The following is a 24,972-nucleotide window of genomic DNA, read 5'->3' on the forward strand; positions in this document are numbered from 1 at the left end:
GCCGGAATTGTCCGATGCAGCCATCAGTGAAAACACGTCGATGGCAGAGTGGTGAAATTGCAAAAGCAGGCTTTTTTTGGGCTCCGCAAGGCTAGCCAACAACTGCGAAGTAAAAGAGGAAAGATGTTTCCAGCAAATAAATCTGTTCCCTTTTCTGCGTAACAGCATCGTCCTTCAGCCCGGGCGTGATTTCAATGAGTAGGCTATGGTTCAAGCGGGCGCGTGTCTTGACGTGCGTGAATAGCAAATCAAAATAAGGATAGGTTATGCACTCATCCGCTATTTTTGGTGTGGCTGCGGCTGGTCGCTCGCTGCTTCTCTCGCTCGGTCTGCTCGCTGCGGGTATCACCGCAGGCGCATGGGCTGAGGATTATCCCCACGCCCAGGAACCGATTGGCACCGTGGAGCAGATCTATGACGGCGCCATGCTCCCCGATCTGGCGGTCAGTACCTACCGCAACATCGACCGGCTGTTCCCTACCCACAGGATCAAAGCCAGCGATCACCCGTATGCGCTGCCGAAATCAGACAAACAGTTGCCCAACGTTCGCTTCACTGTCGGGGACAAAAAGTACGACCTGTATGACTTCGTCGCACTGGACAGCATTACGGCGATGCTTGTGCTCAAGGACGGCAAGATTGTGTTCGAGACCTACCAGCGTGGCAACACCGAGAAAACCCGATGGATGTCGATGTCGATAGCCAAGTCCATTACGTCGACGCTGGCGGCTGCAGCGATCAAAGACGGCCTTATCAAGGGCCTTGATGCGCAAGTGGTAGATTACGTTCCCGAGCTCAAGGGCAGCGCCTACGAAGGCGTGACCGTGCGCAACGTGCTGATGATGTCTTCGGGCGTGAAGTGGAACGAGACCTACACCGATCCGGCGTCCGATCGTCGCGCGCTACTCAAAGCGCAGATATCGCAGAAACCGCGTTCGGCCATGGCCTTGATGGCAAGTTTGCCGCGAGCAGCCGAGCCTGGCACGGCCAACACTTACAGCACTGGCGAAACGCAGGTACTCGGCGAGATCGTCCGTGGCGCTGTGAAGATGCCGCTGGCCGATTATCTATCGCAGAAGATCTGGCAGCCGTTCGGTATGGAGAGTGATGCCCGGTGGTGGCTCGATTCGCCTGACGGCGTGGAAATCGGTGGCAGTGGTATCAGTGCCACGCTGCGCGATTATGGACGCTTCGGGCTGTTTTTCATGAACGGCGGCAAGATCAATGGCACCTCGATTCTGCCCGAAGGCTGGGTCACGGAGGCGACGCTGCCGACCACCCTCAAAGGCGGCAAGTCCCTGGACTACGGTTACATGTGGTGGACGGCGTGGACCGAGCCGTCGGTAAAAGACGGCGCCTATTCGGCGGTCGGTATCCAGGGCCAGAACATCTACGTCAACCCTGCCAATAACGTCGTGATTGTCACCTTCGGTGCCCAGCCCAAGCCGGTTGACAAAGAGCCGATCGACCCGATGGTATTCTTCGATGCCGTGGTGGCTGCGTTGAAGTAAATTCGCGCATCGGATGACGTTAAGCTTCGCGGCGCGGAAGAACGACTGCGGGAGTAACGAAGAGCGACCTGTTCCGTTGGATGACATTCCCGCGTCAGGAGTGCTAACTGCCTAAGACAAAACTATCCAGGCTTGCGTTTCACACTAGGGAGTCAGCCACTCCGATCAACTGAAAGAGATCCTCCTCCAAGGGCTCGGCGAAGATGATGTTCAAGTCACGGTAACCGGAGTGATCCCCTGCCAGGCTCAACTCGAATCGAGCCCCGGATGCATCGGCTTCGTAGCTCTTCAAGTAAGTCAGGTTCCTGGCCTCATTAAAAACCACGTCCAACGTGCCGTTGTAACCATTTCCCAATCGGGTAAAGCCCAAGGCGGACAAGTCGATCGTGTCTTCACCCGCGGTATAGTCAATCAGGCGATCAGTGTGGTTTTCGGTGGCGGTACGGTAGCTGTCGCTCAATGCGTCGAACCGGAACACATCGTTGTTGCCGCCACCCGCCAATAGGTCCCGACCATTTCCGCCGGCCAATACATCATTCCCGAGTGCGCCATTAAGGCGATCATCGCCTGCGAATCCTTCGATGATTTCGCCTCGAGCGTTGCCTTGTAAAGGATCAGCCCCTTCGGTGCCCACCAGTCTGGCTTGTTGAAACAGGACGTTGGTTTCATTCAGCGCTTGGCCCAGGTTACCGTCGAAGATCACTTCGAAGCGTTCCCCATCCGCGTTGGCCTCGAAACTCTTGAGGTAGGTCCGGGTCCCGCTTTCATTGACGCGTATCGCCAGCGTTCCGTCATGTCCATTGCCCAGCCCGAGGAAGCCGAGGGAGGAGAGGTCGATCGTATCGGTGCTGGGGTCGAAGTCGGTGATTCGGTCGCTATGGGCCGTGGTTGCGGTTCGGTAGCTGTCTGCGGCTGACTGGTAACGGAACGTATCGGCCCCGGCGCCGCCCGTCAGCAGGTCACGACCTTGCTGGCCATCGAGCAGATCGTCACCGGCCCCGCCAGAGATCGCATCGTCGAACGAGGCGGTACCGAGCAGGAAGTCATCCTCGCGGCCACCGTCAAGGTGGTGATAGCCATCGTCGGGATTGCCAAAGCCGAGGTCCAGGCTACCGTTGGGGTTCAACTGGACCAAGGCGGCCAGATAGCCGTCCGCGCTCGTTCCTTGGCTTCCGCCAATCAATAGCTTGCCGTTGGCCAGCAGGATCATGTCGGCGACTGCGAAAGGAGCGCTTTGCGAGCCCCAACTCACCTTACCCTGATCACCGAAACCGGTGTCGAGCGAGCCGTCGGCATTGAGGCGGATGACGCTCGCCACGCCGCCCGAGGCGCCCGCCAGCAGGATTTTGCCGTCATCCTGAATGACGAGGGCGTCTGGGTGAACATCCAGAGCGAGGCTGCCCCCGTTTGCAAAATTGCTATCCAGAGTACCGTCCGGGTTGAGGCGGGTCAGGGTATCTCGCCCGGTGACCAATACTTGCCCGTCTCCCTGCAGCGAAACGTCGATCGCGCTGCCGGGTTGAACGCCCACGGACGCTGGCAGGTGCAGGACCCCAGCCTCGCCGAAAGACGAGACCAAAATCCCCGTCGCGTCGAAGCGGGCGATATGGATCTCCCCAGAGGGATACCCGGCGCTTGCGAAAAAGCTGCCGTCGCGTTGTACGGAGAACGACGCTTGCTGGCCCAGATCTTCATTCCAGTAGAAAGGCACCGTCGCGGTGCCGCCATTCCCGAAACTGGTATCGAGGCTGCCGTCAGCCAAGGTACGGCTTACACCTGAAACCCAGGCATCGCCCACTTTTACGTAGAGCGCCGCCAGGTAGCCCCCTCCCGGCTGCACCGCAGCGTTGCCACCGTCCTCGATATCGAGCGACACGGGGAGGAGGGACTTACCGTCTCCACTGAAGTTGCGATCCAGGCTACCGTCGGCATTGAACCGAACCAGGCTTGCGGTGAAGCCTGAATCTTCTTCGCCTCCTAATCCCAGGCGACTATAAGCGCCAAGCCAGATGGCACCGTCCGGATCGACCGTAATACCTGCGACGGTGTCCGAGCCCCATAAAGTCGTGATTACCATGCCGGTGTTCCGCGCAGCTGAAGCGGCGGGCGAAATGCTCTGACTCATGTCCATGCCTCCGGTAGCTATCTGGCGCCGAAAACTATAGACAGGGCTCAATCAGGTTGCCACTTTATGGAACGACGGGAGGTTCTTGGCACTGCCCGACAGAAGTCCTGTCCACGAGGGCTTTTGCCATACCTGAAAATTGAGCCACGACCCATCAGGGAGCCCATGCCATGATCGATCTAAGCACTTGGAACCTGACCATCCCGGTCGGCACGCCTGCCCGAGTCATCGAGACGCCACGCCTGGTGGACGGTTACTCGGATGCGTATTTCCGCTCCGGCAATACGTTGTTTTTCTGGGCGCCGGTGACGGGCGGGACTACGTCCAGATCCGAGTTTCCACGTAGCGAACTTCGCGAGACGTACAAGAACGGTGAGCTGCGCAATTGGACGTACCCCGAAGCGGATCACCGGATGACGGCCAGCCTGTCCGTCAACCTGGTGCCGTCGGAAGGCAGGGTGGTGATCGGGCAGATTCATACCTACCAGGGCAAGGGCCCGCTGTTGAAGGTCGAATATGTCTACGATAAGGCCAGGAAGACCGGTAGCGTGATTGCCAACTATCGCCTCAAGCCGGGCAGTACGGACACCAAGGTGGTGATTGTCGAGGATGTCGAGTTGAACAAGCGGTTCACTTACGAGGTTCGTTTGAGCTCGGCGGGCTACCTGCATGTGATTTCGCAAGGAAATCGGTGGGGCAGGCAGCTCAGCAAAAGCTGGCAGGGCAAACAGCTGTATTTCAAGGCTGGCGCATACACCTTGGATAATACCGGCTACAAGAGCGAAGGCGGGCAGGTGACGTTCAACAAGCTGGAGGCCAGGCACAGCAAGGGTTGATTCGGCATGCTCGACTGATTGCCTTACCTCAAGCGTTCTCTTCAATCCTGCGCACATCACCCAAGGAATCGCGCTGCATCGACTGCAGGTTCTTTTCGATGGTTTCGCACAGCGCTTCCATCTGGATCTGATGTTCGCTGTGGCGAAACGGGCTTTGCAGATCGGTGCCGATGCGCTCGATGGCCAGCAGCATGAACCCAACCACGCTCGAAGCCAGCGGCGTGAACCAGCCCAGGGATTCCACCAGTCCAACCGGCACAATCAGGCAGAACAGCGAAATAAACAGCCGTGGAAAATACACATAAGGGTAGGGCAGCGGCGTATTCGCGATCCGCTCCATGCCGCCCTGACTGTTGGACAGGTCCACCAGCGTCGACTCAAGACGCGCCAGGCGAATACTGTCCAAGTGTCCGGCCTTGTATTCGCGTGCCAGCAACGTCGCCGAGCCGGTGAGGATATCGTTGGCAAAGTTATTGGTCGTGCCACTGCGGGCAAACTCTTCGTCCGGAATAAACGCCCGCACCTCCTCGGGACAAGGCTGGCCTTGCAGATGCGCGGCGAGGCAATTCACATAAGCGACGTGGCGACGCAACAAGGTCGACTTGACCGGATTCACCTCGCTGCCGGGGTCGTCCAGCAGCGTCAGCACCTGACGAGCGAAGCTGCGTGAACTGTTGATCATCGTTCCCCACAGCGTCCGTGCTTCCCACCAGCGGTTGTAAGCACTGCTGTTGCGGAAGCTGATCAACACCACCAACGCCGAGCCGAGCAAGGTCAGCGGCATCAGCGGCAGGTTCAATTTGGCGTTGAGAAACAGCATGAAGTCCACCGTGACGGCGATGTCCCAGAGCAACAACCAGAACAAAGCCCAGCCCACGTAGCCCATGGTCTTGACGATGAGACGGTAATTTTTGACGATGGCAGCTTTCAAACGGAAACCTCGTGGCGAGCAGTTAGCTTAAACGCTTAAGCTCGGACGATGCTTGGGCGCAAAGGTTCGGTTGGCGCAGGAAGCAGCCTCCTTACTGCCGACTCAACTTCGTCGTCCTATCCGCCTGTCAAGGCTAGAGAGCCGACTGCCTCGACTGACGACTCAACCCAGGCGTCTTGCCCGTAACGCGCTTGAATGCGCGGCTGAAAGCGGCCTGGGAGGTGTAGCCCAGGCGCTGCGCCACTTCTTCGATTGGCAACCTTTCGAGCGTCAGCCACTGGCTCGCGAGCCGCATCCGCAGTTCGGTGACGTAGCGCAACGGGGCCATGCCGATAGTCGCCTGGAAACGGTCGGCGAAGACCGAGCGCGAGGTATTGCATTGCTCCGCCAACTGCGCGACGGTCCAGTCTCGGCCCGGTTGTTGATGGAGCGCGAGAAGTGCATTGGCCAGGCGCTGATCGCGCAATGCGGCGACCAGGCCAGAGGCATTGCCGCAGGCGCACTCCACCCAACCGCGAACGACCATGGCGGCCACCACGTCGGCCAGCCGCGCGAGAATGCCGGCGAAGCCGACACGTGCGGCGCTGGCTTCGCGTTCCATGGTGGTCAGGATTGGCATCAGTCCAGGGTAACGCTGGCCGCCGGCATCAATCAGCATCAGGCCCGGCATCAGCCTGCCCAGGCCATGGATGCTGCCCAGTTCGAACTCCATGCAGCCGCTGAACAGAATGGTCGTCGGCGTGGGGCTGGCATCGTTTCCGGTATCCACCGCGCTGACGGCATCGCCGAGGGGAGCGCCGTCCAGGCGATCGATGTCTTGAACCGGCGCGTCCACATGGGACAGCAGTTGGTGGACCGCCCCATGGGACATGAACACGGCATTGCCGGCCGACAGCGCATAGGTGGTTCCGTCTTCCATCCGCAGCAGTGCATTGCCGACCGCCAGGAAGTGGAACCAGGCGTGTCCGGGTTTGTCAGCGAAGCCCAGGCCGAAGGCTGGACCGGCCTGGATACGCCGGTACTCGACGCCGCGTAGGCGCATGCCGCGCAACAACTCGTTGATGAGATCCGAGGAGAGGGCAAACTGATCGGTGGGCATGGCTCAGGTGTTTCGGTCAAAAAGTCGAGGTTCTCGATCATAGATCATCCGGTTTCGCGCGCCTAGACTGCGGGTCGCAATGAAATTCGGAGATCCGTGTAATGACTGACTGTGTGTGTAATGCCGGACCCGGCAGCCATTCCGGCGTCGGGCCGGATGTGGAGCCGACAACCCCCGCGTGGATGGCCGTTTTCTCGCTGGCAATGGGCGTGTTCGGATTGCTGACCGCCGAGTACCTTCCGGCCAGCCTGTTGACGCCGATGGCGACCGACCTGGGAGTGTCCGAAGCGTTGGCTGGCCAGGCGGTAACGGTGACCGCAGTGGTTGCGTTGTTCGCTGGGCTGTTGGTGCCAGGCCTGACCCGCGGCATCGACCGCCGCTGGGTGCTGCTGGGTTTCTCCACGTTGATGATCGCATCCAATCTACTGGTCGCCGTTTCTTCCAGCCTCGCGGTGCTGTTGCTGATGCGTATCTTGCTGGGCATTGCCCTTGGCGGGTTCTGGAGCATGGCGGCAGCGGTGGCGATGCGCCTGGTACCGGCGGCTTTGTTGCCCCGAGCGCTCTCGATCATTTTCAGCGGCATCGCCATCGGGACGGTGGTTGCGGTCCCGTTGGGTAGCTACCTGGGCGGGCTGTATGGCTGGCGCAGCGCGTTCTTTGCAGCGGCGGCGGTAGGTGTGGTGACCCTGGCTTTCCAGTCGTTCACGCTGCCGCGCCTTGCGCCACGCAGGCCGGCACGCCTGCGCACCGTACTTGAAGTGTTGCGGCGCCCGGGCATCGCCATGGGCATGTTCGCTTGCGTGCTGGTGCACAGCGGCCATTTCGCGATGTTCACTTATGTCCGGCCATTTCTCGAAGGGACTACCGGCATCGACGCGCAAGGGCTGTCGCTGATGCTGCTGGGTTTCGGTGTGGCGAACTTCGCCGGCACGCTCCTGGCCGGGTGGGTGCTTGAGCGTCATCCGCTGGCCACCCTGGTATTGATGCCGGCGCTGGTAGGCGTTGCCGCACTGGCGTTGGTGCTGTTGCCGGCCTCGGTGCCGGGCCAGGCGGTGCTGCTGGCAATCTGGGGCCTGGCCTTTGGCGGTGTGCCGGTGGCGTGGTCGAACTGGGTCGCCAGCGCGGTGCCTGATCAGGCGGAAAGCGCCGGGGGCATGGTGGTGGCGTCCGTGCAGTCGGCCATCGCAACGGGCGCTGCCGCTGGCGGTGCAATGTTCAGCCTCGGTGGCAGCGCCGGCGTATTCGTCGCGGCGGCTGTGCTGATGCTGCTGGCTGCGTTGCTGATTGCGTTGCGGGTGCGGGTTCGTTCTGTCCATGGCAATGCCCAGGCCACGACGGCGTCGCTCATTGCCAATCCGTCGCAACGGCAGTGAGCATTTCATGAATCAGTTGCCCGAACCGTTGTGTCAGCAAGCCTTGCGGCCTGTCTGCCGGTAGCAGCAGATAGGTATTCCAGGGAGCGGTGCAAGCAGGAAGAAGTCCCGCTGGAATGGAATATTGCAGGCTCCGTGCCACACCCGCAGCAGGGCGGCTGGCGGGGACGCGAGGGGGTGGAAGTCTGGAGGGCGATGTTGCCCTGTCAACAGTCTGCTGCGGCGCTGTTGCAGCGCAGTCAGCGGTCGCAAGTGACTTATGAGCTTATGCCTTAAAAGAATTTCTGAGTTGAACTACAAGAGCGTTAAGTTCTAAGAAATTCATTCAGGAGTCTTTTTATGAAGCCCGGCCAATTCTTCCAACGTCTACTGCTCGGCACATTGTTTGCCGCACCGTTGGCCCAGTCCGCCGAGCCATTGGTACTGCATGTCGGCGACCAGAACTATTACAACGTCCGGGCTTCGGTGGAGGCTTCGGGTGTGCTTGAGGGCGCCCCCTATCGCGTCGACTGGAAGCACTTCCAAGCGGCCGCGCCACTGGCCGAGGCGCTGAGTACCGGTGACCTGGACCTGGGTTTCCTCGGCGATTCGGGCTTTTTGTTCCTGGCAGCCAAACAGGCACCAGTGAAGTTGATCGGCGTCTCGCGGCAGAACCCTAACACCATCGCGCTGCTCGTGCCCAAGGACTCGCCGGTCAAGACCATCGCCGACCTCAAGGGCAAGAAGGTCGCCTATTGGCCCGGGGCGTGGAGCCAGCAACTGACACTGCGCGCCCTGGAACGGGCCGGCTTGCCGGAAGACCACGTCGACTTCATCAAGCTGATGCCCATTGATGCAGCCGCTGCCTTGCCCCAGGGCAGCATCGATGCCTTTCCGGTGTGGGAGCCCTACATCTCGCAACAGATCCTCTTCTCCGGCGCCCGGCCGATCCTGACGGCGAAGGACCTCATGCCCGGCCTCAGCGCCATAGCCGCCTCGACGCCGGCCATCGACAGCAAGCGTGAAGCCATCGCCGACTTCCTCGGCCGCGTGAAACAAGCCCGCGCCTGGGTCGACAACCACACCGACCAATACGCGGACCTCTGGGCAAAGAAGGCCAATCTTGACCAGGACGTCTCGCGCCATTGGTTGCGCCAGGCCCACATGAGCGTTGGTCCGGTGGACCAGCAGTCCGCCGCCGACCTGCAGAGCACGGCGGACTTCCTGTTCAAGGTCAAGGCGCTACCGGCTCCGCTGGCCACTGCTGGCGTTATCGACACGTCCTTCAACCAAGCCTTCAGCCATTGAACATTGATGAGCGATGGCCGGTTCCGGACCAGGCCGTCGGCTGGGTGTTGGCAAACGGTCCCGAGCGAACGCCGAACTGTTTGTTATCGAACAATTGATCAACACCGGTGTTGGGAGGCAGTCACCCTGATTGCCCGGTTTCGTGAGTAACCAACTGTAAATAAAGGAATTTACGAACTGGCATGAATCATGTTGAGACAGCAACGAGAAAGCGCCCGGATGGGGTGCTGAACCCATCGAGCAGGAGTTCCCATGCCACGTGAAATTCGTTTCAATGCCTTCGAGATGAACTGCGTCGGCCACCAGTCTCCAGGGCTCTGGCGACATCCCCTGGATCGTGCCTGGCAGTATAAAGACCTGGATTACTGGACCGACCTGGCCAAACTGCTGGAGCGCGGCAAGTTCGACGGCATCTTCATTGCCGATGTGATCGGTATCTACGATGTGCTCGGCGGCAATGGTGACGCCGCGATCCGCCAGGCGACCCAAGTCCCGGTCAATGATCCACTGGCGCTGATCACGCCGATGGCACTGGTGACCGAGCACCTGGGTTTCGGCCTGACCGCCTCGTTGACCTTCGAGCATCCCTATCCCTTTGCCCGCCGCCTGTCGACATTGGATCACCTGACCAAGGGGCGCATCGGTTGGAACATTGTCACGTCTTACCTCGACAGCGGCGCGCGTAACCTCGGCCAGAAGGCGCTCAGTGATCACGATGCACGCTACGACTACGCCGACGAATACCTCGAGGTGCTCTACAAACTGTTCGAAGGCAGTTGGGAGGAGGGCGCGGTGGTGCGCGACCGTGAGCGCGGCATCTTCAGCGACCCGGGCAAAGTCCATGAGATCCGTCACCAGGGCAAGCACTTCCAGGTGCCGGGTATCCACCTTTGCGAGCCGTCGCCGCAGCGCACGCCGGTGCTCTACCAGGCAGGGGCATCGAGCCGTGGCAAGGATTTCGCCGCCGGCCATGCGGAATGTGTATTCGTCGCGGCGCCGTCGAAGGTCATCCTGAAAAAGACCGTGGCCGATATCCGCCGACGTGCCGCCGAGGCCGGGCGTGATCCGCGCAAGGTGCTGATCTTCAACCTGCAAACGGTGATCGTCGACGAGACCGATGCCAAGGCACAGGCCAAGTGGCGGGAGCTGAAATCCTACAGCAGCTATGAGGGCGCGCTGGCGTTGGTTTCCGGCTGGACTGGCATCGATTTCAGCCAGTACCGACCCGACCAGGTGCTCAAGCACATCCATACCAACGCCATTCAATCGGCCGTGGAAACCTTCTCCACCGCCGACCCCGACAAACAATGGACAGTCCAGGAACTGGCCGATTGGGTCGGCATCGGCGGCTTTGGTCCGTTGATCGTCGGCGGCGCGCAAACCGTCGCCGACGAGTTGCAGGCCTGGGTCGAGGAAACCGATGTGGACGGCTTCAACCTGGCCTACGCCCTGGCCCATGAGACCTTTCGCGACGTGGTCGAGCTGCTGGTGCCCGAACTCCAACAACGCGGCGTGTACAAGACCGACTATCGCCCTGGCACCCTGCGCGAGAAGCTGTTCGGCGACGGCCCGCGCCTTCCCGCCAGCCACCCGGGCGCTGGTTATCGGGACTTGAATCGCCTGGCCCCGCGCGCTCGTGTCGCTGAGCCGGCCCTGGTTGAGGAGTAAGCGCATGAGTGTTTTCGAACTCAATGCTCCATTGCCCGAAAGCGTGACGGACAGCGCCCTCGTGGCGTTGCAGCGCTGGGCCAGGGAGCGTCCGACGCAGATCGCCATGCGTCATCGACGCCTCGGCGTCTGGAAGGCCTGGCGGTGGATCGATGTGCAACGCGAGGTCGAGCGGGTTTGCGATGGCCTGCGCCAGCAAGGCTTCGTCCCTGGCGCACGGTTGGCATTGAGCGGTGCCTTCGAGCCGAGCCTGCTGATTCTGACATTGGCGGCGCGCCAGCTGGGTGGACACAGCGTGGTCGTCGACCGCGACAGTCAGGGCGAGGATCTGCAACGCCAGTTACGTCTGATCCGCCCTGCGTTCGCCTTTGTCCAGCGCCGCGAAAGTGTCTCGCACTGGCTGCAATGCGGCCTGGATGAAGAGTGGCCGCTGCGGCTGTATTCGGCCCAGGCCAGTGCGGCGCGTCGTGGCCTGTGGCAGGTGCAGTCACTGTCGGTGCTGTTCGTCACCGAGGCGCCGGCAGCGCAGCGCCAGGGCTGGGCCCAGGTCGCCAAGGACGCGGTGGTTTGGATCGATGAGGGCACTGAATGGCCTGATGGGCTGACTCATCTGTTCCGTCGCTGGCTGGAGGGCGGCGAAGGCCTGGCCTTTCCGGAAGCGCGCGAGTCAGCCAGCCGCGATCGCCGCGAGATTGCCCCGACGGCCTTGCTGTTGTCCGCTGCGCGAGTCGAATCGCTGGCGGCGGAAATCGAAGCCCGGCTGCCGATTGCAGGCAGTTGGCGGCGACGCCTCTGCGAATGGACCCTGGATGATCCGCGACGTGGTCTGCGCCGCTGGCTCAAGGCGCGGGTGCGGCGTCTGCTCGGGTTCCAGCGGCTGCGCCGGATCGAGGTGCCAAGCGCGCCCGCAAGCGCCTTGTTGCAAGGCTCGGCGCGCCAGGCCTGGTTGCAGGAATATCTGGAGCGAGCAGCATGAATGCGCTGTTGGAGGTGCGTAATGTGTCGCTGTCGTTCAGGGGCGTGAAAGCGATTTACGACCTCTCGTTCAGCGTCAGGCTTGGCGAGATCTGCGCGTTGATCGGGCCGAACGGTGCGGGCAAGAGTTCGTTGCTGAACATCCTCAACGGGGTCTACCGGGCCGATGCCGGCCAGGTGTTCTTCGCTGCCGAACCGTTGCGCCGTCCGCATCCACTGAAAGCGGCGCGGCTTGGTATCGGCCGGACGTTCCAGAACAACGCGCTGTTCAAGAAAATGAGCGTGGTGGACAACCTGCTTACTGGCCTGTCGCGCTTGCAGCGTACGTTTTTTCTCGAGCAGGCCTTGGGCTTGCCGCGCGCCCGGCGCGAGGCGCGGGCGTTCGCCGAGCGGGCCGAGCAGGTGCTGGAGTTCCTCGAACTGCAGGCCTGGCGTGACGTAGCGGTGGGCAGCCTTGCCTACGGTTTGCAGAAACGCGTGGAGCTGGGCCGGGCACTGATCGCGCAGCCGACCCTGCTGTTGCTCGACGAACCGATGGCCGGCATGAACGCTGAAGAAAAACAGGAGATGAGCCGCTTTATCGTCGATATCAATCGCGACCTTGGCACCACGGTGATTCTCATCGAGCACGACATTCCAGTGGTCATGGGGCTGTCCAGCCATGTGGTGGTGCTGGACTACGGACGCAAGGTCGGTGACGGCACGCCCGCGCAGGTGCAGGCCAACCCCGATGTGATCGCCGCTTACCTGGGGGCCTCGCACTCATGAATTTCTTTCTGGAAACCCTGGTTGGCGGGCTGCTGGCCGGCACTCTGTATTCACTGGTGGCCATCGGTTTCGTGCTGATCTACAAGGCCAGCGGCGTGTTCAATTTTGCTCAGGGCGCAATGCTGCTGTTCGCCGCGCTGACCTTCGTCAGCTTGCGTGAGCAGGGCCTGTCTTTTGCCCTCGCGTTGGTCCTGACGGTGCTGGTGATGATCGTCGGCGCGTTGTTGATCGAGCGCCTGGTGCTGCGGCCGTTGGTCAACCGATCGCAGATCACCCTGTTCATGGCCACCCTCGGCCTGTCGTTCATCATTGAGGGCCTGGCCCAAGGACTGATGGGCGCCCAGGTGCGTGCGCTGGACCTGGGCATCGAGGACGTCCCGCTGTACGTGGGGGAGATCATGGTCAGCCAGTTCGACTTGATCGCTGCTGGAGTGTCGGGGCTGACGGTGGCGGTGCTGGCCTTGCTGTTCAACAAGACCCGCATCGGGATCGCCCTGCGCGCCGTGGCCGATGATACCCGTGCGGCGTTGTCGCTGGGCATCAACCTCAATCGCATCTGGCAGATTGTCTGGGCCGTGGCCGGAGTGGTCGGCCTGGTCGCCGGGTTGCTCTGGGGCGCGCGGCAGGGCGTGCAGTTCTCGCTTTCGCTGGTGGTGCTCAAGGCACTGCCGGTGCTGATCATCGGCGGCTTCACCTCGATCGGCGGGGCCATCGTCGGCGGGCTGATCGTCGGTGCGGCGGAGAATCTTGCCGAGGCTTACATCGGTCCGCTGATCGGCGGAGGCATCACGCCCTGGTTCGCCTATTTCCTCGCCTTGATCTTCCTCTACATCCGTCCGTCCGGCCTGTTCGGCGACCGGATCATTGAACGGGTATGACGCCATGACCGCTACTGTTGCGCGCCTCACTGCCAGCTTCGACGACTCACCCCTGACCCTGGTGCGCCGGCGTTGGCGGCCGGGCCTCTTGTTGCTGCTACTGGTGGCTTTTATCGGGTTGCCGTGGCTCGGTAATGACTATTGGCTCAACGCGATCCTGATTCCCTTCCTGGTGCTGTCGCTGGCAGGCGTGGGGCTGAACCTGTTGACCGGCTACACCGGCCAGACCTCGGTCGGCGCCGCCGGCTTCATGGCCGTGGGCGCGTTCGCCACATACGGCCTGCTGCTGCGCGTGCCCGTGCTGCCGTTGCCACTGGCGCTGCTTGGCGGTGGAGTGATTGCCGGGTTGGTCGGGCTGCTGTTCGGCATCCCCAGCTCCCGGATCAAGAGCTTTTACCTGATGGTCACCACGCTGGCCTCGCAGTTTTTCCTGGAGTGGGTGTTCGCCAAGTTTCCCTGGTTCTACAACTACGCCTCGTCCGGCACCATCAGCGCGCCACGCCTGGAGCTGTTCGGCCATAACCTCGGCACCCCGGTCGGTCGCTACCTGTTGACCCTCAGTTGCGTGGTGCTGTTGACCTGGGTGGCGGTCAACCTGGTGCGCAGCCAGATTGGCCGCAACTGGATGGCCATCCGGGACATGGACACCGCTGCCGCTGTCATCGGGATCGCCGTGGAGCGCGACAAGCGCATGGCCTTCGCCGTCAGTTCGTTCTACCTCGCAATCGCCGGGGCGCTCTGGGCGTTCGCGTACCTGGGGACGGCCAGTGCAGGCAGCTTCGACATCAATCGTTCGTTCCAGATTCTGTTCATCATCATTATCGGTGGCATGGGCAGCATTGCCGGCAGCTTCATCGGCGCGGCCTTCATCAGCCTCGTGCCGATCCTGCTCAGCCATGCCGGCCTATGGCTGTTCAACGGCAACGTCGATGCCGGGCAACTGCAGAACCTGCAGAAGGTGCTCTTCGGTGGCCTGATCATCTGGTTCCTGATCAAGGAGCCGGAAGGGCTGGCACGCCTGCTCGGCGACCTGCGTGAACGCATCAAGGTCTGGCCGCTGCGGTTCTGAGCGCCTTCCCACAACCCAACGAACCTTGACCCTACCGAGGGAAAGGAGGTTTCCAACACTGCACAAGACCCAATCGAGAAGACCAACATGCATGCAACTTTAAAACGCAGCCTCGCTGCCATCGGCCTGGCACTGGGTGCCTGCGCAACGCTGGTACCGGTTGCCCAGGCGGCCAACGAACAGTTCTTCCCCCTGGCCACCTACCGGGTCGGCGCCTATGCCTCCAGCGGCATTCCGGTGTGGGCCGGAATGATCGACTATCTGCGCTACATCAACGAGGTGGAAGGTGGGATCAACGGTGTCAAGCTGGTCTGGCAGGAGTGCGAGACCGAATGGACGGCGGAAAAAGGCATCGAGTGCTACGAGCGCTTCAAGAACGGCCTCAACGGCGCGCCGGTGGCGGTCTACCAGCCCAACGGTGCACCGGCGGCCTATGCCCTCGCGGACAAGGCCGAAGCCGACCGGATTCCGCTGATCACCCTCGGCTATGGCCGTACCGAGGCCACCGATGGCAGGGTGTTCCCCTACAATTTCCCGGCCATGCTGACGTTCTACAGCGAGGCCTCGGCATTCATCAATTATGTGGCTGAGCGTGAGGGCGGGCTGGACAAGCTCAAGGGCAAGAAGATCGCCACCGTCTACCATGACTCGGCCTATGGTCGGGAAACCCAGGGGCCGCTGGCGCTGCTGGCGCAGAAGTATGGCTTCGAGAACATCCAGATCGCGGTGGCGGATCCGGGCAACGAACAGGCCGGGCAGTGGCGCCATGTGCGGCAGCTCAAGCCGGACTGGGTGTTCCTGCGTACCTGGGGTGTATCCACGCCGGTGGCGATCAAGACCGCGGCGCGTTTTGGCTACCCGGTGGAGCGCATCGTCGGTGACATCTGGGCCAGTTCCAACGAGGACGTGTTGCCGGCCGGCGAGGCCGGCAAGGGCTACCTGGCGTTGACACCCTATCCAGGCGGTGCCGATTTCGACATCCACCAACGCATTCGCCAGTACATCCTCGATACCGGCAAGAGCGATCTCAAGGATCCGAAGAGTTTCGGCAGCGTCTATTACAACTCCGGCCTGGTGAATGCCGCCATTGCCGTCGAGGCGATCCGCACCGGGCAGAAGAAGTTCGGCAATCGTCCGCTCAACGGTGAGGAAGGTCGCTGGGGCCTGGAGCATCTCGACCTCGATGACGCCCGTCTCGAGGAGATCGGTTTCCTTGGACTGATGCAGCCGCTGAAGCTGTCTTGCAGCGACCATGAAGGTGGCGGGGCAGCCAAGGTACAACAATGGGACGGCGAGCAATGGAAACTGATCACCGACTGGGTCCAGGCCGACCGCGCGACGTTGCGCCCATTGATCGACGCCAAGGCCGCCGAGTATGCGAAAGAAAAGGGCGTAACGGCCCGCGATTGCGCGGCGCAGTAGCCGTGCGCACGAGGAGGAAGAACCCATGACCATTGCGGCCCTTGCGGGCACCGCAAGCAGCGAGTTGCTGGCGGTACACGACATCGAAGTCATCTACGACGGCGCGATCCTCGCCGTGGCCGGGGTTTCCCTGCGGGTCGGGCAGGGCGACATCGTTGCGCTGCTGGGCGCCAACGGGGCTGGCAAGAGCACCACGCTCAAGGCCGTTTCCGGGTTGGTCCAGGCTGACCGTGCGCAAGTCAGCCGCGGCCGGATCACTTTCCAGGGGCAGGATACCGCCGGCGTCGCAGCCAACCTGCTGGCCCGCCAGGGCATTGTCCATGTGCTGGAGGGGCGCCACGTGTTCGCCCACCTGACCGTCGAGGACAACCTGCGCACCGGCGGTTTCCTGCGTAACCCGACGCGCCGGGAACTGGAACAGGATCTGGAGCGCATCTACGCCTGGTTCCCACGTCTCAAGACCAAGCGCAAGACCCAGGCCGGGCTGACCTCCGGTGGCGAGCAGCAGATGCTTGCCATCGGTCGGGCGCTGATGACCCGACCTCGGCTGGTATTGCTGGATGAACCTTCGATGGGGCTGGCGCCGATCCTCGTCGAGGAGATTTTTGCCATCGTCGCCCAGCTCAATGCCCAGGAAGGCATGAGCTTCCTGGTGGCCGAACAGAACATCAACGTTGCGCTGCGCCATGCCACCTACGCCTACGTCCTGGAAAACGGTCGGGTCGTGGGTGAGGGCAGCGGTGCGGAGTTGGCGGCGCGGGAAGACATTCAGCAGTTCTATCTGGGCGGCAAGACCGGTTGAGTGCCGGTTTTCCGCTGTCTTGTGGGCAACAGTGAATCCGCAGTTTGCTGTCGCAGGGGCTTTGTCCAGCCCGCTGCTGGTTCACACCTCTTTGAAGAGAAAGGGTTTAACGGGTTGGTACGGACTGTGCTCTGGCTGTTGATGAACCCGTTACGAAAGGAGCAGCACATGAGCCATTCAGCGACTATTGATCCGTCCGAGCAGGTTCGTCCGGTGCCTCGGCGCCCGGCCCATCTCATTCGCAGCGACGCCGAGGCGATCGCGGTGGCGCACCGTGTGGCCGGGGATTTTGCTCGCGAGGCGGCAACCCGCGACCAAGAACGACGACTGCCCTGGGAAGAACTCGAACGCTTTTCCGAAAGCGGGTTGTGGGCGATCAGCGTGCCGAAGGCCTACGGTGGCGCCGGGGTGTCCTATGTCACGCTGAGCGAAGTGATCGCCATCATCTCCGCAGCCGATTCCTCCCTCGGCCAGTTGCCGCAAAACCATTTTGGTGTACTCAGCAATCTTGGCTTGACCGGCAGCGAAGAGCAGAAGCGGCGCTACTACGCCAGGGTGCTCGAGGGGTATCGCTTTGGTAACGCTTTTTCCGAAGCGCGAAGCCAATACGTCACCACGTTCCAGACGCAGATTCGCTTCGAGGGGGACACGGCGGTACTTGATGGAGAAAAGGCCTACTGCACCGGTGCATTGTTCGCTCATATCGTGCCGGTAGCCGCGGTGGACGAGGCGGGGCATGTGCATATCGCGCTGGTTCCGCGCGATGCCGCCGGACTGACGGTGATCGACAGTTGGGACGGTTTCGGCCAACGCATCACCGCCAGCGGCCAGGTGCGCATCGAAGGCGTACGCGTGCCTGCCCGCGACGTGGTACCTGCCTGGAAAGCCTATGACCAGCCCACTGCCGATGGTCCGATTTCGCAGATCATCCAGGCCGCGGTGGACACCGGCATTGCCCGGGGTGCCTTCGCCGAGACCCTGCGTGTCGCCCGCCAGGCGCGTCCTTGGGTCGACAGCGGCCTGCAACACGGTTGGCAGGATCCGCTAGGCCAAGCGCTGATCGGCGAGCTGGCCTGGCGGCTGCAAGCGGCCGAGGCGATTTTGCAGCGCGCGGCCCAAGCGGTCGATCTTGCGGTCGCCGAGCCCAGTGAGGAACGGGTCGCCGAAGCCTCTGTGGTCGTAGGCCAGGCCAAGGTGCTGTCCACCGAGATTGCCCTTGAGGCTTCCAGCCGCCTGCTGGAGCTGGGCGGCACGCGCAGCGTCTCGGCCAGCCAGGGCCTGGACCGGTTCTGGCGCAATGCGCGGACTCACACCCTGCATGACCCGGTGCGCTGGAAATATCACTTGGTCGGCAACCAGCTTCTCAATGACATCAAGCCGCAACGTCACTCCTGGAACTGAGGTATCGCGCATGTCCCATTCACACTCCCAGGGTCGCAACGACCTCGCCCATGCCCGCCACGTCGAGGCGGCTCTGCTTGACTACCTGCGCGGGCAGAGCGCGCGACATGAAGCCCTGGTGGTCGCCGCGGTCGGTGACCTGCGTATCCGTATCGACGCTGCCGATGCGTTGCTCGAACGCGCCAACGCTTCCCAATCGTCCGCCATTGCCTTTCGTCTGGCTGCTGCCGAGGCGGCGCGTGTCGGCGCCCATCTATTCTTCGAGCTGGCCGGGCGCAGCTTGCCGCGGCCGTTGCCGGATGCAGCCGAGCCGGCGTTGCTGACCCAGCGTCGGCTGCTGGGCGACCATTACCTCAACGGCGCGGCGCTGGCTGATGGACAGGGAGGGCAAGCATGACTGCTGCTCAAAAGTCCTTTCAACGCCCGGACGATATCAAGGGTCAATTGATCCGCGATGCGCCCTGGCACTTGGTCGAACATATGCGGGGCGCCAGGATAGACGTGGAGTTCCATGGCAACTCCGGCGCGAGACAGCCGCATTGCAAAATCGACGTCCTCCTCAAGGAACAGGTCTTGAGAGCCGACGGCAATGAACGTCGGCGGCAGGTTGCGCAGGTCGGGTTGCAGGGCCGGGGAAAACAGACCGACACGTTCATCGTCCAGGGCGTAGCCACCGCGCAGGCATCTCCAGCAGAACTGATTGGGCTCCGGCAACCAACTGAACGTCCCGGTCTGCCCGCTGGGATAGGGTGATTGCGCTGAGCCTGTGCGGTGATCGAGCATGGGATAGATGAGGACCTGGCCGGCGAGCGGAAACCGGGCTCTGTCGCGGGTCATGATGGCCAATGCGGCGGCGAGGGCGCCGCCGGCGCTATGGCCCATCACGGCAATGCGCCGGGGATCCAGGCTCAGGTCCTGACTGTTTTCGAACAGCCAGGCGAGGGCGCTGTAGCAGTCGTCAAGGGGCGCTGGAAAGGAATGTTCTGGCGCCAGTCGATAATCCACTGCAACGATGAACGCACTCAGTTCGTCGGCCAGGTCGGCCAGGAAGTCATCGGCCATCTCGGGTCTTCCGAGTACGAAGCCACCGCCATGGATGGACAGGATCGCCGGAAGGCTTGCGTCTGGCCCGAGGCCTTTCGGCCGATAGAGGCACAGACGCAAGCGTGCGGTATCGGGGCCGGAGATCCAGCGCACTTCGCATCGTGCGCGATGCTCGGGTTTGAAGCCCGAATGGACTCGGGTGCGGATGGCCGGCAGCGTGTTCAGCGACCATTGTTCAGCACCCGAGGCGACAAGGCCGCGAAATGCGGGATCGAGCCATTGATCAGGCATCAGGTTTCGCTCCCCTTTGTTTGAAACCGCCGGGTACCTGTTGCCGGTACCCGGCGCTTTGCCGTTAAAGCCAGGCTTTGATTTGCGCGCAAACGGCCTGGGTGGAAATGCCGTAGCGATCATGCAGTGTCGGCAGCGCGCCCGCGTCGAGGAAGGCGTCTGGCAAGGCTATTTGCCTGAACGTCGGCGTCACGCCGTTGCGCAGCAGGACCCCGGCAACCGCTTCGCCGAGCCCGCCGATGATAGAGCTGTTTTCCGCGGTCACCACCAGTCGTCCCGGCTTTCTGGCCTCGGCAAGGAGGGTGTGTTCATCCAGCGGCTTGATGGTCGGCATGTGCAGTACCGCGACGTCGACGCCGTCTGCCTGCAATTGCTTTGCGGCTTCCAGAGCACGCATCGTCATCAACCCGGTGGAAACGATCAGCACATCGTTGCCGGTGCGCAGGGTCTTGGCTTTGCCGATTTCGAACGTGTAGCCGTACTCGTCCAGCACCAGGGGCACGTTACCGCGCAGCAAACGCATGTAGACCGGGCCTTGGTGCGCGGCGATGGCGGGCACGGCCTGTTCGATTTCCAGCGCGTCGCAGGGGTCGACGATCATCAGGTTGGGCATGGCGCGGAAGATCGCCAGGTCGTCCGTGGCCTGGTGGCTGGGGCCGTAACCAGTGGTAAGGCCCGGCAAGCCGCAGACGATCTTGACGTTGAGGTTTTCCTCGGCGATCGCCATGCAGATGAAGTCGTAGGCACGACGGGAAGCGAACACCGCGTAGGTCGTGGCAAACGGCACGAAACCTTCCCGGGCCATGCCAGCTGCTGCGCTCATCAGCAACTGCTCGGCCATGCCCATCTGATAGAAGCGATCCGGATGGGCCTTGGCGAAGATGTGCAGGTCGGTGTATTTGGACAGATCGGCGGACAGCCCGACGATGTCCGGGCGCTGGTCGGCCAATGCAGCCAGTGCATGTCCGAATGGTGCAGGTTTCGTGGCTTGGCCCTCGGCTGCAATCGAGGCGATCATCGCCGAGGTGGTGAGGCGTTTTTTGCCCGGTTCACCCATCGCGTTCGGTGTGTTGGCGGCGTTGTTCATGACTTTTTTCCTTCTTCAAGGTTGTTCAGCGCCAGGTCCCACTCGTGTTCTTCAACGCGGATGAAATGGGTCTTTTCGCGGTTTTCCAGGAATGGCACACCCTTGCCCATGCGGGTATCGCAGATAATCACCCGGGGCTGTCCGGCGGGATGGTTGCGCGCGGCATCGAATGCCGCGACCAGCGCATCCAGATCGTTGCCGTCGACGCGCTGGGTAAACCAGCCAAAGGCTTGCCAGCGATCGACGATCGGCTCGAACGAGAGGATTTCGCTGGAGTATCCATCGGCCTGCTGGTTATTGACGTCGACGATGGCGATCAGGTTGTCGAGTTTCCAGTGCGACGCCGACATCACCGCTTCCCAGGTTGAACCTTCGTTCAATTCACCGTCCGAGAGCAGGTTGTAGACGAAGGCGGGCGAGCCTTTGCGCTTCAGCCCCAGGCAGGCGCCTACCGCGATGCCCAGGCCTTGGCCGAGGGAGCCGCCGGTGATTTCCATGCCTGGCGTGTACGCCGCCATTCCCGACATGGGGAGGCGGCTGTCGTCCGCTCCGTAGGTTTCCAGTTCATCGAGCGGAACGATTTCGGCCTCGATCAATGCCGCGTACAACGCAATCGCATAGTGGCCGATGGAGAGATAGAAGCGATCACGTTGTTCCCATTCAGGGTCTTCGGGCCGATAGTTCATGGCGTGGAAGTACGCGACCGCCAGCAGGTCGGCGGCGCCCAGGGCCTGGCCAACGTAGCCTTGGCCCTGGACCTGACCCATGCGCAGCGCGTGATGACGGATGTTGTGGGCGCGTTCGGTCAGGGACATGGTTGAAGCAGAGGAAAGCGAGCGAGTCATGGTGAAACTCCGGTGAACTTAACGATTGACCAGGGCGGCGGGGATGCGCAGCACCAGCGAGGCGCCGCCCAGCAGTACGCGGTGATCAGGTACATGCCGATGGCGCTGGAGCCGGTTTGCGTGGTGATCCAGCCAATCAGATAGGGAGAGCAGAAGCCGGCGAGGTTGGCGAAGCTGTTCACCGCCGCGATGCCTGCGGCGGCGGACACCCCGCCGAGGAGGGTCGTGGGCAGCATCCAGAACATCGAGGACGCGGACAGGATGCCGGATGCCGCCAGGCACAGGCTCAGGATGGACAGCAGGATGTTGCCACCCAGCAGCGCGGCGAGCGTCAGCCCGATGGCACCGGCGATCATCGGTATGATCAGGTGCCAGCGCCGCTCGCGATGCCTGTCGCCGCTGCGGCCGATCAGCAACATGGCCGCGATCGCGCAGAGGTAGGGCAGGCTGGTCAGGAAACCGATGTGCAGCGGATCGGAAACCCCGGCGTTGCGCACCAGCGTCGGCAGCCAGAAGGTGATGGCGTACTGGCCCATGACGACGCAGAAATAGATACCTGCCAACAACCACAGGCGGCGGTCGCGGACGAACTCGCCCACCGAGGCATGGGTGACCTTTTGCTGGTTGTCCTCGGCCAGTTCACCGCTGACCAACGCCTTTTCTTCGTCGTCCAGCCAGTGGGCCTGATGGACGCCGTCCTTGAGGTAACTCAGCACCAGCAAACCGACAATGACGGTGGGAATGGCTTCAAGCACGAACATCCACTGCCATCCGGCCCAGCCGTGCACGCCGGCGAAATGGTTCATGATCCAGCCCGAGAGCGGACCGCCCACCATGCCTGACAAAGGGATGGCGATGAACCAGAGCACAGTCATGCGCGCACGGCGATAGGATGGGAACCAGTAGGTGAGATAGAGCAGCAATCCCGGCGCCAGCCCTGCTTCGGCGACCCCGAGCAGAAACCGCAGGGCATAGAACTGCCAGGCCGTTTCGACGAAGGCGAACAGCGCCGAAATGATGCCCCAGGTAATCATGATCCGCGCGATCCACACGCGAGCGCCGACCTTGTGCAGGATGACGTTGCTGGGGACTTCGCAGAGGAAGTAGCCAATGAAGAACATCCCCGCACCCAGCCCGTAGACGGTTTCGCTGAGCGCCAGGTCGTTCATCATTTGCAGCTTGGCGAAGCCGACGTTGACCCGGTCCAGATAGGCGCACAAATAGCACAGCATCAGGAATGGCATCAGCCGCCAGGCCGTTTTCCGGTAGGCATTGGAGCGCACGGTCGAAACCGCTTCGAGCGACAGAGTAGTCATGATGGCCTGATCTCTTGTTTTTATTTACCGCCAGGCAAACAGCCCGGCTGGGGTCGTCGATCCAGAACCGCACGGGCCGCGTGGGCCCGCCCAGATACATCAATGAATCAGCATTCCACCGTTTACATCCAACGTGGTGCCCGTCAGGTACGAAGATAAGTCGCTGGCGAGGAAGAGGGCGGCGTTAGCGACGTCCTGGGCCGCACCCAGGCGACCCAACGGAATACCTTCGATGATTGCGTGACGACGCTCGTCCTGCATGAGGCCGCCGGTGATGTCGGTGTGGATCAGACCTGGGGCGATGGAGTTGACCCGCACCTTGTCCGGGCCCAGTTCGCGCGCCATTGCCTTGGCCAGGCCCAGTACACCGGCCTTGGCGGCGCTGTAGTGTGGCCCACCGAATATGCCGCCACCGCGCTGGGCAGACACCGAAGACATGCAGACGATGCTGCCGCCTTGCTGCTCGCGCATCAGCGGGATCACGGCTTGTGACATGAGCAGGGTGCCGCGCAGGCTGACGTCCAATACCTTGTCGTAGTCCGACGCACGGATATCGAGGGTCTTGAGGGGTTGGGTGATGCCCGCGTTGTTGATGAGAACGTCGATTCGGCCGAAATGTTCGATGGCGCGGGCGACGGCCCGTTGGACCTGCGCTTCATTGGCGACGTTGGCGGCAAGGCCGAGATGACTGTCGCCCAGGGCGCTGGCGGCATCGCGTGCGGCAGATTCATCCAGGTCGAGAATCACGACGCGGGCGCCGTGCCGGGCGAACGTCGTAGCGGTGGCGCGGCCAATGCCACGGGCAGATGCGGCGCCGGTAATGATTGCGACTTTGCCTTGAAGAAGCATGAAGGGATACCTCGGATTGTTTTTATTGGGTCGATTCGGCAAAAACTGATGACTCAGCTTCGTCCTGGTTCCCTGGCTGAGCAATGGCCTGAAAGTCATTCAGTGCTGAAAAAAATTCAGCACTCGCTGGCTTGCGGCTGGAGCCTTTCACGGCGAAGCTCAACAATCATTAGAACTGTCATGCAGGGACCTGCCATGCGTACCGATGCCGATGCCCCTTTGATTCTTCCACCGCTGAAAGCAATTCAGGCTTTTGAGCAAACGGCCCGGTTCAGCAATGTCGCCAGGGCGGCGGAAGTGCTGGACCTGACACCGTCCGCGGTCAGTCATCAATTGGCGAAACTTGAAGCGATGATTGGCCGGCAACTGTTTGTGCGTGCCGCGCGGGGCGTCACGCTCACGCCTGTGGGGGAGCAATACCTCAAGGAGGTGTCCGGGTTGCTCCATAGCCTGGCCGTCGCCACTGAACGCGCGGCCAGCGACGTGAGCCTGGACTGCTTGCGCCTGCATTCGGCGCCCAGCTTCGGGTTGTTGTGGTTGATGCCGAGGCTGGAAGCTTTTCGGGCGTCCAACCCTGATATCCAGATCAATCTTTCCTGCTCTTACGAATCGCTGCATTTCAGTCGGGACAAGATTGACGTGGACATCCGCCACGGCACTGCAAACTGGCCCAGTTATGAAGTCCGTACCGTCCAGAACGAGACCTTCGCGGTGCTCGCTTCGCCAAAACTGCTCGCGCAATGCCCGATCCGCAACGCGTCCGATTTGTTGAATTGCGACCTGGTGCTTTCGGAAGCCACGTTGCTCAAATGGCCGCAATGGTTTGCGCAACATGGCCTGGCGCGCCCGGAGAAGCCTTATGCCTTGAGCTTCGACCGGTCGTACATGTCGCTGGAGGCCGCCAGTCATGGCTTGGGGTTTGCCTTGGAAAGCACATTGCTGGCCAAGAAGTATCTTGCCACCGGCAGCCTGGTCGAGGTGGCACCCGAGGCGCTCAGCGCACCGGTGGCTGCCCATCACCTGGTGTTTCCGAAGGCCCACTCGAGCTTCCCCCGCGTCCGGCGTTTTCTGGAGTGGATGGAAAGTGAGCTGGGGCAGGGCTTCGCCTATTGACCGAGCGGATCTTTCTGCGCAGCGATGACTCAATGCCCCTGATTGTTCCTGATCAGCTCATAAGCCCGGCGCACCAGTGCGTTGATTATCGATGCGTTGCAGGTGTTCGGGTTGGGGGCGTCCTGGGGTGGGTTCGAGAGTCTGGTGACCGTTGCCGATACCCAGGATCGGCAGAGCGCCGAGGATCGGGCGTTGAACCCGGTGGTGCGATTGCATGTGGGGTTGGAGGATGTCGAGGTATTGATCGAGGACCTGCAGCGTGGTTTTGTGGCTGCCGGATGA

21 protein-coding genes and 2 pseudogenes are annotated in these 24,972 nt (G+C 61.9%); 15 read left to right on the forward strand and 8 right to left on the reverse strand.

Annotated elements, in window-relative coordinates; translation table 11 throughout:
• Positions 1–266: 266 nt before the first annotated feature.
• On the forward strand, positions 267–1,511 hold the full coding sequence (locus J3P86_RS11365) for a serine hydrolase domain-containing protein (RefSeq protein WP_434700274.1): 1,245 nt from the start codon (positions 267–269) through the stop codon (positions 1,509–1,511).
• 139 nt (positions 1,512–1,650) lie between these two features.
• Here J3P86_RS11365 and J3P86_RS11370 read toward each other — a convergent pair whose 3' ends face one another.
• A complete protein-coding gene (locus tag J3P86_RS11370; protein ID WP_434700276.1) occupies positions 1,651–3,636 on the reverse strand; it encodes a M10 family metallopeptidase C-terminal domain-containing protein in 1,986 nt (661 codons plus the stop codon).
• 170 nt (positions 3,637–3,806) lie between these two features.
• Here J3P86_RS11370 and J3P86_RS11375 point away from each other — a divergent pair, with 170 nt between their 5' ends.
• The gene (locus J3P86_RS11375) at positions 3,807–4,472 is read left to right on the forward strand and encodes a polysaccharide lyase family 7 protein (protein WP_434700278.1); all 666 of its coding nucleotides are present in this window, start codon (positions 3,807–3,809) and stop codon (positions 4,470–4,472) included.
• A gap of 28 nt (positions 4,473–4,500) precedes the next feature.
• Here the strand turns inward: J3P86_RS11375 and J3P86_RS11380 are convergent, their stop codons facing one another.
• The gene (locus J3P86_RS11380; protein WP_434700280.1) at positions 4,501–5,403 is read right to left on the reverse strand and encodes a bestrophin family protein; all 903 of its coding nucleotides are present in this window, start codon (positions 5,401–5,403) and stop codon (positions 4,501–4,503) included.
• Positions 5,404–5,536: 133 nt separating this feature from the next.
• Positions 5,537–6,502: an AraC family transcriptional regulator gene (locus tag J3P86_RS11385; RefSeq protein ID WP_434700282.1), complete on the reverse strand. Its 966-nt coding sequence runs from the start codon at positions 6,500–6,502 to the stop codon at positions 5,537–5,539.
• Positions 6,503–6,603: 101 nt separating this feature from the next.
• On the opposite strand from J3P86_RS11385, the gene J3P86_RS11390 reads away from it, so the two are divergent.
• The 11 genes from J3P86_RS11390 to J3P86_RS11440 all read left to right on the forward strand — a co-directional run bounded on the left by J3P86_RS11390 (position 6,604) and on the right by J3P86_RS11440 (position 18,542).
• On the forward strand, positions 6,604–7,875 hold the full coding sequence (locus J3P86_RS11390; protein WP_434700284.1) for an MFS transporter: 1,272 nt from the start codon (positions 6,604–6,606) through the stop codon (positions 7,873–7,875).
• Between the two features lie 339 nt (positions 7,876–8,214).
• Entirely contained in the window at positions 8,215–9,162 is a 948-nt protein-coding gene (locus J3P86_RS11395; RefSeq protein ID WP_434700285.1) for an ABC transporter substrate-binding protein, read from the forward strand.
• A 252-nt stretch (positions 9,163–9,414) separates the two neighbouring features.
• Entirely contained in the window at positions 9,415–10,830 is a 1,416-nt protein-coding gene (locus J3P86_RS11400) for an LLM class flavin-dependent oxidoreductase (RefSeq protein ID WP_434694606.1), read from the forward strand.
• 4 nt (positions 10,831–10,834) lie between these two features.
• Positions 10,835–11,806 (forward strand): AMP-binding protein, encoded by a 972-nt coding sequence (locus J3P86_RS11405; protein ID WP_434700287.1) that lies wholly within the window; start codon positions 10,835–10,837, stop codon positions 11,804–11,806.
• A complete protein-coding gene (locus tag J3P86_RS11410; protein ID WP_434700289.1) occupies positions 11,803–12,573 on the forward strand; it encodes an ABC transporter ATP-binding protein in 771 nt (256 codons plus the stop codon). Before J3P86_RS11405 ends, J3P86_RS11410 begins: the two co-directional genes overlap by 4 nt.
• A complete protein-coding gene (locus J3P86_RS11415) occupies positions 12,570–13,451 on the forward strand; it encodes a branched-chain amino acid ABC transporter permease (protein ID WP_434700291.1) in 882 nt (293 codons plus the stop codon). The genes J3P86_RS11410 and J3P86_RS11415 overlap by 4 nt, the downstream gene beginning before the upstream one ends.
• Before the next feature lie 4 nt (positions 13,452–13,455).
• A complete protein-coding gene (locus tag J3P86_RS11420; protein WP_434700293.1) occupies positions 13,456–14,520 on the forward strand; it encodes a branched-chain amino acid ABC transporter permease in 1,065 nt (354 codons plus the stop codon).
• Between the two features lie 87 nt (positions 14,521–14,607).
• Complete coding sequence (locus J3P86_RS11425; protein ID WP_434700294.1) at positions 14,608–15,942, forward strand: ABC transporter substrate-binding protein; 1,335 nt, start codon at positions 14,608–14,610, stop codon at positions 15,940–15,942.
• 25 nt (positions 15,943–15,967) lie between these two features.
• Positions 15,968–16,744: an ABC transporter ATP-binding protein gene (locus J3P86_RS11430; protein ID WP_434700296.1), complete on the forward strand. Its 777-nt coding sequence runs from the start codon at positions 15,968–15,970 to the stop codon at positions 16,742–16,744.
• Positions 16,745–16,912: 168 nt separating this feature from the next.
• The gene (locus J3P86_RS11435; RefSeq protein WP_434624270.1) at positions 16,913–18,145 is read left to right on the forward strand and encodes an SfnB family sulfur acquisition oxidoreductase; all 1,233 of its coding nucleotides are present in this window, start codon (positions 16,913–16,915) and stop codon (positions 18,143–18,145) included.
• A 10-nt stretch (positions 18,146–18,155) separates the two neighbouring features.
• Entirely contained in the window at positions 18,156–18,542 is a 387-nt protein-coding gene (locus tag J3P86_RS11440) for a hypothetical protein (protein WP_434700298.1), read from the forward strand.
• On the opposite strand, the gene J3P86_RS11445 is transcribed toward J3P86_RS11440, so the two are convergent.
• From J3P86_RS11445 to J3P86_RS11465, 5 genes and pseudogenes are all read right to left on the reverse strand, one after another.
• Positions 18,494–19,480 carry an alpha/beta hydrolase gene (locus J3P86_RS11445; RefSeq protein WP_434700299.1) on the reverse strand — a complete coding sequence of 329 codons (987 nt, stop codon included), beginning with the start codon at positions 19,478–19,480 and terminating at the stop codon, positions 18,494–18,496. The genes J3P86_RS11440 and J3P86_RS11445 overlap by 49 nt on opposite strands.
• Before the next feature lie 64 nt (positions 19,481–19,544).
• Positions 19,545–20,567, reverse strand: coding sequence for a transketolase family protein (locus tag J3P86_RS11450; protein WP_434605109.1), 1,023 nt, complete (start codon positions 20,565–20,567; stop codon positions 19,545–19,547).
• On the reverse strand, positions 20,564–21,412 hold the full coding sequence (locus J3P86_RS11455) for a transketolase (RefSeq protein WP_434700300.1): 849 nt from the start codon (positions 21,410–21,412) through the stop codon (positions 20,564–20,566). The genes J3P86_RS11450 and J3P86_RS11455 overlap by 4 nt, the downstream gene beginning before the upstream one ends.
• An 18-nt stretch (positions 21,413–21,430) precedes the next feature.
• Positions 21,431–22,728: pseudogene (locus J3P86_RS11460) on the reverse strand (MFS transporter).
• Positions 22,729–22,827: 99 nt separating this feature from the next.
• Positions 22,828–23,577 (reverse strand): SDR family NAD(P)-dependent oxidoreductase, encoded by a 750-nt coding sequence (locus J3P86_RS11465; RefSeq protein ID WP_434700301.1) that lies wholly within the window; start codon positions 23,575–23,577, stop codon positions 22,828–22,830.
• Positions 23,578–23,772: 195 nt separating this feature from the next.
• On the opposite strand from J3P86_RS11465, the gene J3P86_RS11470 reads away from it, so the two are divergent.
• The gene (locus J3P86_RS11470) at positions 23,773–24,690 is read left to right on the forward strand and encodes a LysR substrate-binding domain-containing protein (RefSeq protein WP_434604421.1); all 918 of its coding nucleotides are present in this window, start codon (positions 23,773–23,775) and stop codon (positions 24,688–24,690) included.
• A gap of 87 nt (positions 24,691–24,777) precedes the next feature.
• Positions 24,778–24,972: pseudogene (locus tag J3P86_RS11475) on the forward strand (PLP-dependent transferase); the annotation flags it as partial.

This window comes from Pseudomonas sp. D1-1 (assembly GCF_051132225.1).
GTDB lineage: Bacteria > Pseudomonadota > Gammaproteobacteria > Pseudomonadales > Pseudomonadaceae > Aquipseudomonas.

Bases quoted from the DNA above. Each gene is read 5' to 3' on its own strand.
- J3P86_RS11365 (WP_434700274.1), top strand. From the start codon at position 267: ATGCACTCATCCGCTATTTTTGGTGTGGCTGCGGCTGGTCGCTCGCTG.
- J3P86_RS11370 (WP_434700276.1), bottom strand. From the start codon at position 3,636: ATGAGTCAGAGCATTTCGCCCGCCGCTTCAGCTGCGCGGAACACCGGC.
- J3P86_RS11375 (WP_434700278.1), top strand. From the start codon at position 3,807: ATGATCGATCTAAGCACTTGGAACCTGACCATCCCGGTCGGCACGCCT.
- J3P86_RS11385 (WP_434700282.1), bottom strand. From the start codon at position 6,502: ATGCCCACCGATCAGTTTGCCCTCTCCTCGGATCTCATCAACGAGTTG.
- J3P86_RS11390 (WP_434700284.1), top strand. From the start codon at position 6,604: ATGACTGACTGTGTGTGTAATGCCGGACCCGGCAGCCATTCCGGCGTC.
- J3P86_RS11395 (WP_434700285.1), top strand. From the start codon at position 8,215: ATGAAGCCCGGCCAATTCTTCCAACGTCTACTGCTCGGCACATTGTTT.
- J3P86_RS11400 (WP_434694606.1), top strand. From the start codon at position 9,415: ATGCCACGTGAAATTCGTTTCAATGCCTTCGAGATGAACTGCGTCGGC.
- J3P86_RS11405 (WP_434700287.1), top strand. From the start codon at position 10,835: ATGAGTGTTTTCGAACTCAATGCTCCATTGCCCGAAAGCGTGACGGAC.
- J3P86_RS11410 (WP_434700289.1), top strand. From the start codon at position 11,803: ATGAATGCGCTGTTGGAGGTGCGTAATGTGTCGCTGTCGTTCAGGGGC.
- J3P86_RS11415 (WP_434700291.1), top strand. From the start codon at position 12,570: ATGAATTTCTTTCTGGAAACCCTGGTTGGCGGGCTGCTGGCCGGCACT.
- J3P86_RS11420 (WP_434700293.1), top strand. From the start codon at position 13,456: ATGACCGCTACTGTTGCGCGCCTCACTGCCAGCTTCGACGACTCACCC.
- J3P86_RS11425 (WP_434700294.1), top strand. From the start codon at position 14,608: ATGCATGCAACTTTAAAACGCAGCCTCGCTGCCATCGGCCTGGCACTG.
- J3P86_RS11430 (WP_434700296.1), top strand. From the start codon at position 15,968: ATGACCATTGCGGCCCTTGCGGGCACCGCAAGCAGCGAGTTGCTGGCG.
- J3P86_RS11435 (WP_434624270.1), top strand. From the start codon at position 16,913: ATGAGCCATTCAGCGACTATTGATCCGTCCGAGCAGGTTCGTCCGGTG.
- J3P86_RS11440 (WP_434700298.1), top strand. From the start codon at position 18,156: ATGTCCCATTCACACTCCCAGGGTCGCAACGACCTCGCCCATGCCCGC.
- J3P86_RS11445 (WP_434700299.1), bottom strand. From the start codon at position 19,480: ATGCCTGATCAATGGCTCGATCCCGCATTTCGCGGCCTTGTCGCCTCG.
- J3P86_RS11450 (WP_434605109.1), bottom strand. From the start codon at position 20,567: ATGAACAACGCCGCCAACACACCGAACGCGATGGGTGAACCGGGCAAA.
- J3P86_RS11455 (WP_434700300.1), bottom strand. From the start codon at position 21,412: ATGACTCGCTCGCTTTCCTCTGCTTCAACCATGTCCCTGACCGAACGC.
- J3P86_RS11465 (WP_434700301.1), bottom strand. From the start codon at position 23,577: ATGCTTCTTCAAGGCAAAGTCGCAATCATTACCGGCGCCGCATCTGCC.
- J3P86_RS11470 (WP_434604421.1), top strand. From the start codon at position 23,773: ATGCGTACCGATGCCGATGCCCCTTTGATTCTTCCACCGCTGAAAGCA.